This is a genomic window from Rhodopirellula maiorica SM1 (genome assembly GCF_000346295.1).
In the GTDB taxonomy this organism is placed as follows: Bacteria; Planctomycetota; Planctomycetia; order Pirellulales; family Pirellulaceae; genus Novipirellula; species Novipirellula maiorica.
On the sequence record NZ_ANOG01000898.1, the window covers coordinates 1 to 7452 of the forward strand.

The following is a 7452-nucleotide window of genomic DNA, read 5'->3' on the forward strand; positions in this document are numbered from 1 at the left end:
ATCTACTCCGCGACCATGCGACGGCAAAGTACCGCAGTTTCCGCGAAGAGCTTGATGCCAACGTTTTCCCTTGTCTGGCCCGGCGTGATGGATGCTTGAGCCTGATGCGAGAGATTACCGGACGAATCAGCTTCGTTCCCGAGGCAACTTGGTTGGTCCATTACCGTCCGACTCGGTCCACGCGTGCCGAACCCGTTGGCACCATCCAAGGCTTGCAGCTCGAAGGCTGGGGCGCAATCCAAAACGTCGGCGTTTCCCCGGAACATCGCGGCCGAGGACTCGGTTCGATCTTGTTGGCGCGTGCCGCCGAAGGATTTCGCGCCGCGGGGTTATCACAAATGCACCTCGAAGTGACGACGGACAATACCGCCGCGGTTCGACTGTACGAACGACTCGGGTTCCGCCGAACGCAAGTCGTTTACAAAGCCGCAGAAGTCGCTGGCGTGTAGCCGAGCAACCGTTTTGGATTGCCCCGCATCCAAGCATCCACCTCGGCATCGGTCGCCCCCAGATCGCGAATCAAGATTTCACGCATCCGCGGAAGTGTCGTCGCGCAACCGGCAAAGTGCGTCCGGCACGCGGCCCAAGCGGCGCCATCGTCGTCCACATAGACCGTTTGTCCCGCCAATTCGTATTCGCCTGGCCCCAGCCCCGCCGCGGCAATTGCATCACTGACAATCACCACGTTTTCACTGGGCATGCAGCGCAAATAGTTTCGCAGCGCAAATGTCGGGACGTGATGCCCATCGGCCACGAAGCTGATCATCAAGCGATCCGAGCGGCTCAAAACTCGCTGAATGATATTGTCATGCCGATGCAATTGGCTCGGACACCCATTGCCCAGATGGGTGTATAACTGCAACCCGGCATCGATACATCGGTCCAACTCGCTAATCGACGCATCGCTATGGCCAGCGGCGACGACCACGCTGTGGTCCCGCAAAAAACGGGTCACCACGGCGTCACTGTCCATTTCAGGTGCAAGCGTCACCAACCGCACATGGCCGTTACCCGCATCTAACAATCGCTTGGCAGCCTCGGCTGTGGCAAGCTGCACGGCGTCTTTGGGATGAGCCCCGACAAAACCGTCCACCGGGCTGATAAAGGGGCCTTCGACATGGATCCCCGCAATCTGTTTACGAATCTCGGGGACCGATTCGATCCAATCGGCGATTCGATTGATTCGCGAAACCATTTTTTCCATCGGCGCGGTAATGATGGTCGCCAAGGTTTGCTCGACTCCATCACAAGCCAATTCGGTACATGCGGCGACCAAATCGGATTCACGAATGTCGTCGGAATTAAAGTCAACTCCCGCATAGCCGTTGACTTGCAGATCGATAAAGCCGCTCACGTGATCGGTTCCAATTCATTCCGCGTTTCTTCACTCAATTGACTGGCCGAAGCTTTGTCAATGATCAGCGTCGTGCCTTCATGCTGCTTCAAAATACTGGCCGGTACCATCGGATCGATTTCACCTTCGAGTGTCTGATGAACTGCAGTGGCTTTCTGGGCATCGGGAACGCTACAAAAAATCCGCTTCGCTTTTAGGATTTGTTTCACGGACATACTGATCGCTTCGGTCGGCACGTCGCTTAGCGAGGGGAACCACCCTTCGCCCACTTGTTGCATGCGACACGCTTCGTCGAGTTTGACGATCAAGTAGGGATCGGTTGTTTCAAAATCGGCAGGAGGATCGTTAAAAGCAAGGTGTGCGTTCTCGCCAATTCCAACCAAGGCCAAGTCGATGGGCGTGGCTTGCAGCGCCGCACCGATCTTTGCAATCGTTTGCTTAGGGTCTTGGTCACCGTACAGAAAATTAAAACGAGCAATCGGCACATGGTCGACAAACCGTTCTTTTAAATAACGACAAAACGACGCCGGGTGATCTGCGGACAAGCCAATGTATTCGTCCAAATGAAATCCGGTGACGCAGCCCCAATCGATATCGGGTTGTTTGACCAACTCGCCTAACACTTCGAATTGAGACGCTCCGGTGGCAATCACAATCGTGGCGTGTCCCTGTTGTTGAATCGTGGTTCGGATCACTTCGGCGGCCTGTTTGGCCACCCAGTGGCCCATGGCAGTTCGATCAGCGGCTAGAATCGTACGCATCTTCACTCTAACGTTGGGGTGGGATCAGACGGGGTGGGAAAACGTCCTTGGGCTTCCAGCAGTGGAAATCGCAATGAAATCATAGTCAAGTTCAACGGACCTAGGGCTACGAAATGCTGGCGACCCCAAATCTCTATAGATATTGACTATAACATGTTGCTGCGGGCCAGAAGGACTGGCCGAACTTATTAGCACTATTGGTAACCGATTGTGGTAGATCATAACGAAACGAACACGGCTGTTGCGAGTGATGACTCAATTTCCGCATCAACCTCGAAAAATTGGTTTAGCTGGCTGACGCGAGTTGGCCCCGCGATCGTGGTGGCCGCAGTGGTTTTGGGGCCCGGCAGTATCGTCAGCGCCAGCCGGGTGGGCTGCGAATACGGACTCGATTTGTTGTGGGTGGTACCGTTTGCCGGTTTGCTGATGATCGGCATGACGATGGGTTCGATGATGATCGGCGTCTGCAACAAAAAGACGCTCTGCCAGAGCGTGGCGGACACCTTGGGTCGGCCTGCGGCGTGGATTGTGGGCGGTTCGCTGATGATTGCGATCACGCTTTTTCAAGCGTCCAACAATAATGCGATGTTGATGGCTGCGGGCGGTTTTGTGGGGCCTACGACGCTGGATGATCTAAGCCCGCTGACGAAGACCTCGCTGCTGTTGATCGTCAATCTATTGATTATCGCGATCGTTATATTGGGTCGCCGCGATCTTTACCGTTTGGTCGAACGGATGATGGCCGTCTTGGTCGGCATGATGGTCGTCGCGTTTGGGTTAAGCATGATTGCGTCGCAACCGTCCATCAGCGAAATCGCAGTGGGGTTAGTCCCAAAAATCGCCTCGGCGAGCGATGCAGGCTCGCCCGGTGGTGGAACGACTGCCGCGGTTTCGTGGTTGAGCGTCGGAGCCATGATCGCGACCACATTCTCAGTCGCCGGAGCATTCTATCAATCGTATCAAGTCAAAGAAAAAGGTTGGACGCAGGCCGATTTGCGAGCGGTTTGGTCGACAGTTTCGTCGGCATCGCATCGTTGGCGCTGATCACCGGCATGACTTTGTCACCGCAGCAACGGCACTGCATGGTGTGATCCAGCCGAGCGAGTTGACCGACGCCAGCATGGTGGCGATGTCGCTTGAACCGCTGTTTGGCACCTGGGCCAAAATCGTCTTCTCGCTGGGTATCTTTGCCGGTGCGGCAAGCTCGTTTCTGGTCAATGCCTTGATCGGCGGCGTCGTGTTTTGTGACGCGATCGGGCTGAGCAGTAAGATGTCTTCGGCCAGCGTTCGCACGTCGACGATCGTGGCGTTGTTGCTCGGCTGGATCGTCGCCAGCACCGTGACGCTTACCGGCATCGACCTGGTCAGCTTTATCGTCATCGCGCAAGCACTGACGGTCTTGTGTTTTCCGATTCTCGCAATCGTGATCGTGTGGCAGTTACAAAAGCTTACGGTTCGCGTTCCGATTGCCATCAAAGTATTGTGCTGGCTCGGGTTGGTCGTGGTGATCGCCTTGTCCGCCCGCACCTTATGGGGGCTGGTGTCCTAGTCCCGATGTCCTAGTAAGCCCAGGGCTGTTTCGGACCGGACGATCTCATCGTCCGGTCCGCTGTCACTATCGTCCTACCGCCCGGCTGTATTCTGCCCGGCTTTATTCTGCCCGACCTTATTCCGCTCGGCTTCATTTTTCCAGCTGGCGTTCTCTGCCGAACTGTTGAACCGGCGTGCCGAACCGACGGATACCGCGATCCGCCTCTACATCGAGATTGGGCACTTCATTTTTCGCTCGATTCTGGCAATCGCAGGCAGATTTGCGGCTTGGCAACGCCCCCGCTGGCGGACGCCGTGATGGCGACGATTAAAAAGTGTTTTTCCGGCTAATAAAAGGGCCGGACGTTCGTTACCATCACATTGACGCACCTTCTCAAGCTACCTCCAACGCGCGAGTTTTTCACTTGTCTCACCGTATCTCTAACTTTCAAAAGTTCGGTTTTGCTAGTGTTTTAGTCCTGTTATGTGCCACGTGGTTGTGGGCGGCCGAGCCCACCGACGCCACCTGGACGGAGGTCCAAAACGCCATCAATCAGGGGCTGCCCAAGACGGCCGTGGAAAAGTTGGAGCCGATCATCACCAAAGCCAAAGCGGAAAAAAATTATGACGAGGCGATCAAGGCGATCGGGATGAAAATCTCGCTCGAAGGGACGATCCAAGGCAATCGGCCGGAGGAAAAAATCGCTCGTATGCAAGCTGAAATCGAGCAGGCTCCGGCAGAGATGCAACCGATGATGCAGGCGATTGTCGCCCATTGGTACTGGCACTTTTTCCAGCAAAATCGCTGGCGGTTCATACAGCGGACACAAACCGAAGCCCCCGTCAGTGACGATATCAACACTTGGGATCTGCCGCGGATTTTGGAGGTCACTGCCGAACAATTCGACAAGGCACTCGAAAATACCGACATGCTGCAAAACACGCCGATCGCTGAATACGACGAATTGATCGAAAAAGGAACGGCGCCCGACGACTATCGCCCCACGCTGTGGGATTTCCTGGTTCATCAAGCACTCGAATTCTATTCATCCGCAGAACAGGCCGGTGCACGCAGCGAAGATGCGTTTGATCTACAAGCCGATAGTCCGGTGTTTGCCGCAGCCGAAGATTTTGTCAATTGGACTCCGGCGACCGAGGACGCCGATTCGCCCAAGTTGAAAGCGGTCCACTTGTATCAGCAACTGTTGAAATTTCACCGCGACGACGATGATCAATCCGCGTTCATTGATGCCGACTTGCACCGACTCGAATTTGCCTACAACCATGCCTTTGGCGAAGAGAAGGACGCTCGCTATAAATCGGCACTGAAACGGTTTGCCGACGAGCACGCATCCCACGTGATTTCGGCTCGAGCGTTACATAACCTGGCAACCGTTTGGCATCGTGAAAACGAATTTGTCAAAGCCAAAGAAATCGCAGAACAAGGCTTGGCTCGACACCCCAACAGCATCGGTGGCAATCGCTGTTACAACCTGATCAAACAGATCGAAGCGCCATCCGCTTCGATCACGACCGAGCGAGTATGGAATGATCCATGGCCGACCGTCGATGTCCGTTATCGTAACGTCGAAAAAGTATATTTTCGTCTGGTCGCGTTTGATTTCGACGAATTCGTCAATTCGAATCGTTATCAACCCACTCATCTAAACCGCAACCAGCAATCCACTTTGATGAATCGCAAGATCATCAAACAGTGGTCAGCTGATCTACCCAAAACCGACGACTATCAAGAACAGGTGGAACACGTAAAAGTGCCTGAGGATATTCCAACAGGCTCGTATTTCTTGTTCGCCAGTCACCGCGAAGATTTCGCGAACGATAACAACCAAGTCAGCATGGCCGAGGTCTGGGTCAGCAAGTTGGCCTTGGTGCTGCGAACCGCCCATGGCCAGGGAACACTCGAAGGCTTCGTGTTGGATGCCAAAACCGGTAAACCGCTTCAGGACGCGTCGGTAAAAATCTGGGTCAACCAGGGAAACCGACGAACTGCTCTGAAGACGGTCACGACCGATGGCAATGGTTTCTTTAAGACAAAAGCCACCAATGGCCGCAATCTAATCCTGTTGGCGTCCTATCGCGATCAACGTCTGTCGTCGAATCATGGCATCTCGGTTCACCAAACGAACAACCCTGAACGAACCCAGCAGCAAACGCAGTTTTTCACCGATCGGTCGCTGTACCGTCCGGGGCAAACGATTCGCTACAAAGGAATTTGTTTGTCGGTCAATCAACAACGAAACAATTACGAGACGTCGGCGAACCAGCAAGTGGTGGTGGTGTTTTCAGACGTCAATGGCAAAGAAATTGAGCGGCTAACGCATCGCACCAACGATTACGGCAGCTTCAGCGGCAGCGTGACCGCCCCGCGAGACCGATTGATGGGGCAAATGTCACTGCGAGTCGATGGCGTCGCCCGGGGCCAGACCCAATTCAGGGTCGAAGAATACAAGCGTCCTAAATTTCAAGTCAAACTAAACGCTCCGACCGAACCTGCGAAATTAGGCGAATCCGTCACGATCCAGGCAAACGCGACCGCCTACACCGGAGCCGCGATCGATGACGCATTGGTCTCGTGGCGTGTCGTCCGCGAAGTCCGCTACCCGATTTGGTGGTCATGGTCATCACGTCGATTTTGGTTCCCCCCGCGGCAACAAGGCAACCAAGAAATTGCTCATGGCACGACTCGCAGTGGCGCCGACGGATCGTTTGAAATCACCTTTGATGCCAAGCCAGATTTGTCGGTTCCCGAGGAAAGCGAGCCGACGTTTCAGTTCACCGTTTACGCCGATGTGACCGATTCGACGGGCGAAACACGTTCGGATCAACGTTCGATCAGCGTCGGCTACACCGCACTTGCAGCCACGATGACCGCCGACGATTGGCAGACAAGTGAACAGCCCGTCGAGATTTCAATCAGCACCAAAACACTCGATGGTGATGGTCAATCGGCTAAGGGCACGGTGACGGTGTATCAATTAAAACAGCCCAGCGAAGTCGTTCGTCCGTCGCTTGGTGGATCCCACCCCCAACCACTGCATCGAGGCAACTCGAAACCGGCTCCGGACTCGTCGGACATCAACACATGGGAACTAGGGGATCCGGTTGCCAAAGAAGACTTTGAAACCGACGGCGGCGGCAACGCCAAGTTGACGTTCGATTTGACCGCAGGCCCGTACCGCGCCAAGCTGGAAACTCGCGATCGTTTTGGAAAACAGGTCACAGCACTGCTACCGATCAAAGTGCTTGATCCGAATGCCCAAAAATTGGCGATCAAGATTCCTGATCTTTTTATGAAAGAAAAGATTTCGGTCGAACCGGGTGAATCGATGCGAGCGATCTGGGGCAGCGGCTACGATACCGCCGTGCGTTCATCGAAATTGAACACCGCGGCAAACTGCTAAAGAGTTATTGGACGCCTGCAAATTCGACTCAAGTCTTGATTGAACAAGTGGTCGACGAATCGATGCGAGGCGGCTTTATCGTGCGAACGACGATGGTTCGCGAAAACCGAGCCTACTTTCACGCCGAACGAATCGAGGTGCCTTGGACGAACAAGGAACTCGATATCAAGTGGGAACATTTTGTATCGAAATTGGATCCCGCTGCCAAAGAGACTTGGACGGCGATCATCAAAGGCCCCGATGCCGAACGTGCTGCGGCCGAGATGGTGGCGACGCTGTATGACGCATCGTTGGATGCGTTCCAACCGCACACCTGGATGCAGCGTTTCAACGTCTTCTATCAAGACTATTCGCGGATGCATTCCCAGTTCGAAAATTCGTCCGA

General features: G+C 54.5%; 7 protein-coding genes. 5 read left to right on the forward strand and 2 right to left on the reverse strand.

Annotation, left to right across the window (positions count from 1 at the left end):
- The coding region (locus tag RMSM_RS28520) for a GNAT family N-acetyltransferase (protein WP_008705447.1) at window positions 1-449 on the forward strand (449 nt) is incomplete at its 5' end.
- Here RMSM_RS28520 and RMSM_RS28525 read toward each other — a convergent pair.
- Window positions 419-1354 (reverse strand): N-acetylglucosamine-6-phosphate deacetylase, encoded by a 936-nt coding sequence (locus RMSM_RS28525; protein WP_008705449.1) that lies wholly within the window; start codon window positions 1352-1354, stop codon window positions 419-421. The genes RMSM_RS28520 and RMSM_RS28525 overlap by 31 nt on opposite strands.
- The gene (locus tag RMSM_RS28530) at window positions 1351-2115 is read right to left on the reverse strand and encodes a glucosamine-6-phosphate deaminase (protein ID WP_040769824.1); all 765 of its coding nucleotides are present in this window, start codon (window positions 2113-2115) and stop codon (window positions 1351-1353) included. Before RMSM_RS28530 ends, RMSM_RS28525 begins: the two co-directional genes overlap by 4 nt.
- Before the next feature lie 210 nt (window positions 2116-2325).
- On the opposite strand from RMSM_RS28530, the gene RMSM_RS43510 reads away from it, so the two are divergent.
- From RMSM_RS43510 to RMSM_RS37455, 4 genes are all read left to right on the forward strand, one after another.
- A complete protein-coding gene (locus tag RMSM_RS43510; protein WP_008705453.1) occupies window positions 2326-3159 on the forward strand; it encodes a divalent metal cation transporter in 834 nt (277 codons plus the stop codon).
- A 43-nt stretch (window positions 3160-3202) separates the two neighbouring features.
- Window positions 3203-3664 (forward strand): divalent metal cation transporter, encoded by a 462-nt coding sequence (locus RMSM_RS43515; RefSeq protein ID WP_008705456.1) that lies wholly within the window; start codon window positions 3203-3205, stop codon window positions 3662-3664.
- A gap of 406 nt (window positions 3665-4070) precedes the next feature.
- Window positions 4071-7067: an MG2 domain-containing protein gene (locus tag RMSM_RS28540; protein ID WP_052031849.1), complete on the forward strand. Its 2997-nt coding sequence runs from the start codon at window positions 4071-4073 to the stop codon at window positions 7065-7067.
- Between the two features lie 35 nt (window positions 7068-7102).
- The coding region (locus tag RMSM_RS37455) for a hypothetical protein (RefSeq protein WP_008705460.1) at window positions 7103-7452 on the forward strand (350 nt) is incomplete at its 3' end.

Bases quoted from the DNA above. Each gene is read 5' to 3' on its own strand.
- RMSM_RS28530 (WP_040769824.1), bottom strand. From the start codon at position 2,115: ATGCGTACGATTCTAGCCGCTGATCGAACTGCCATGGGCCACTGGGTG.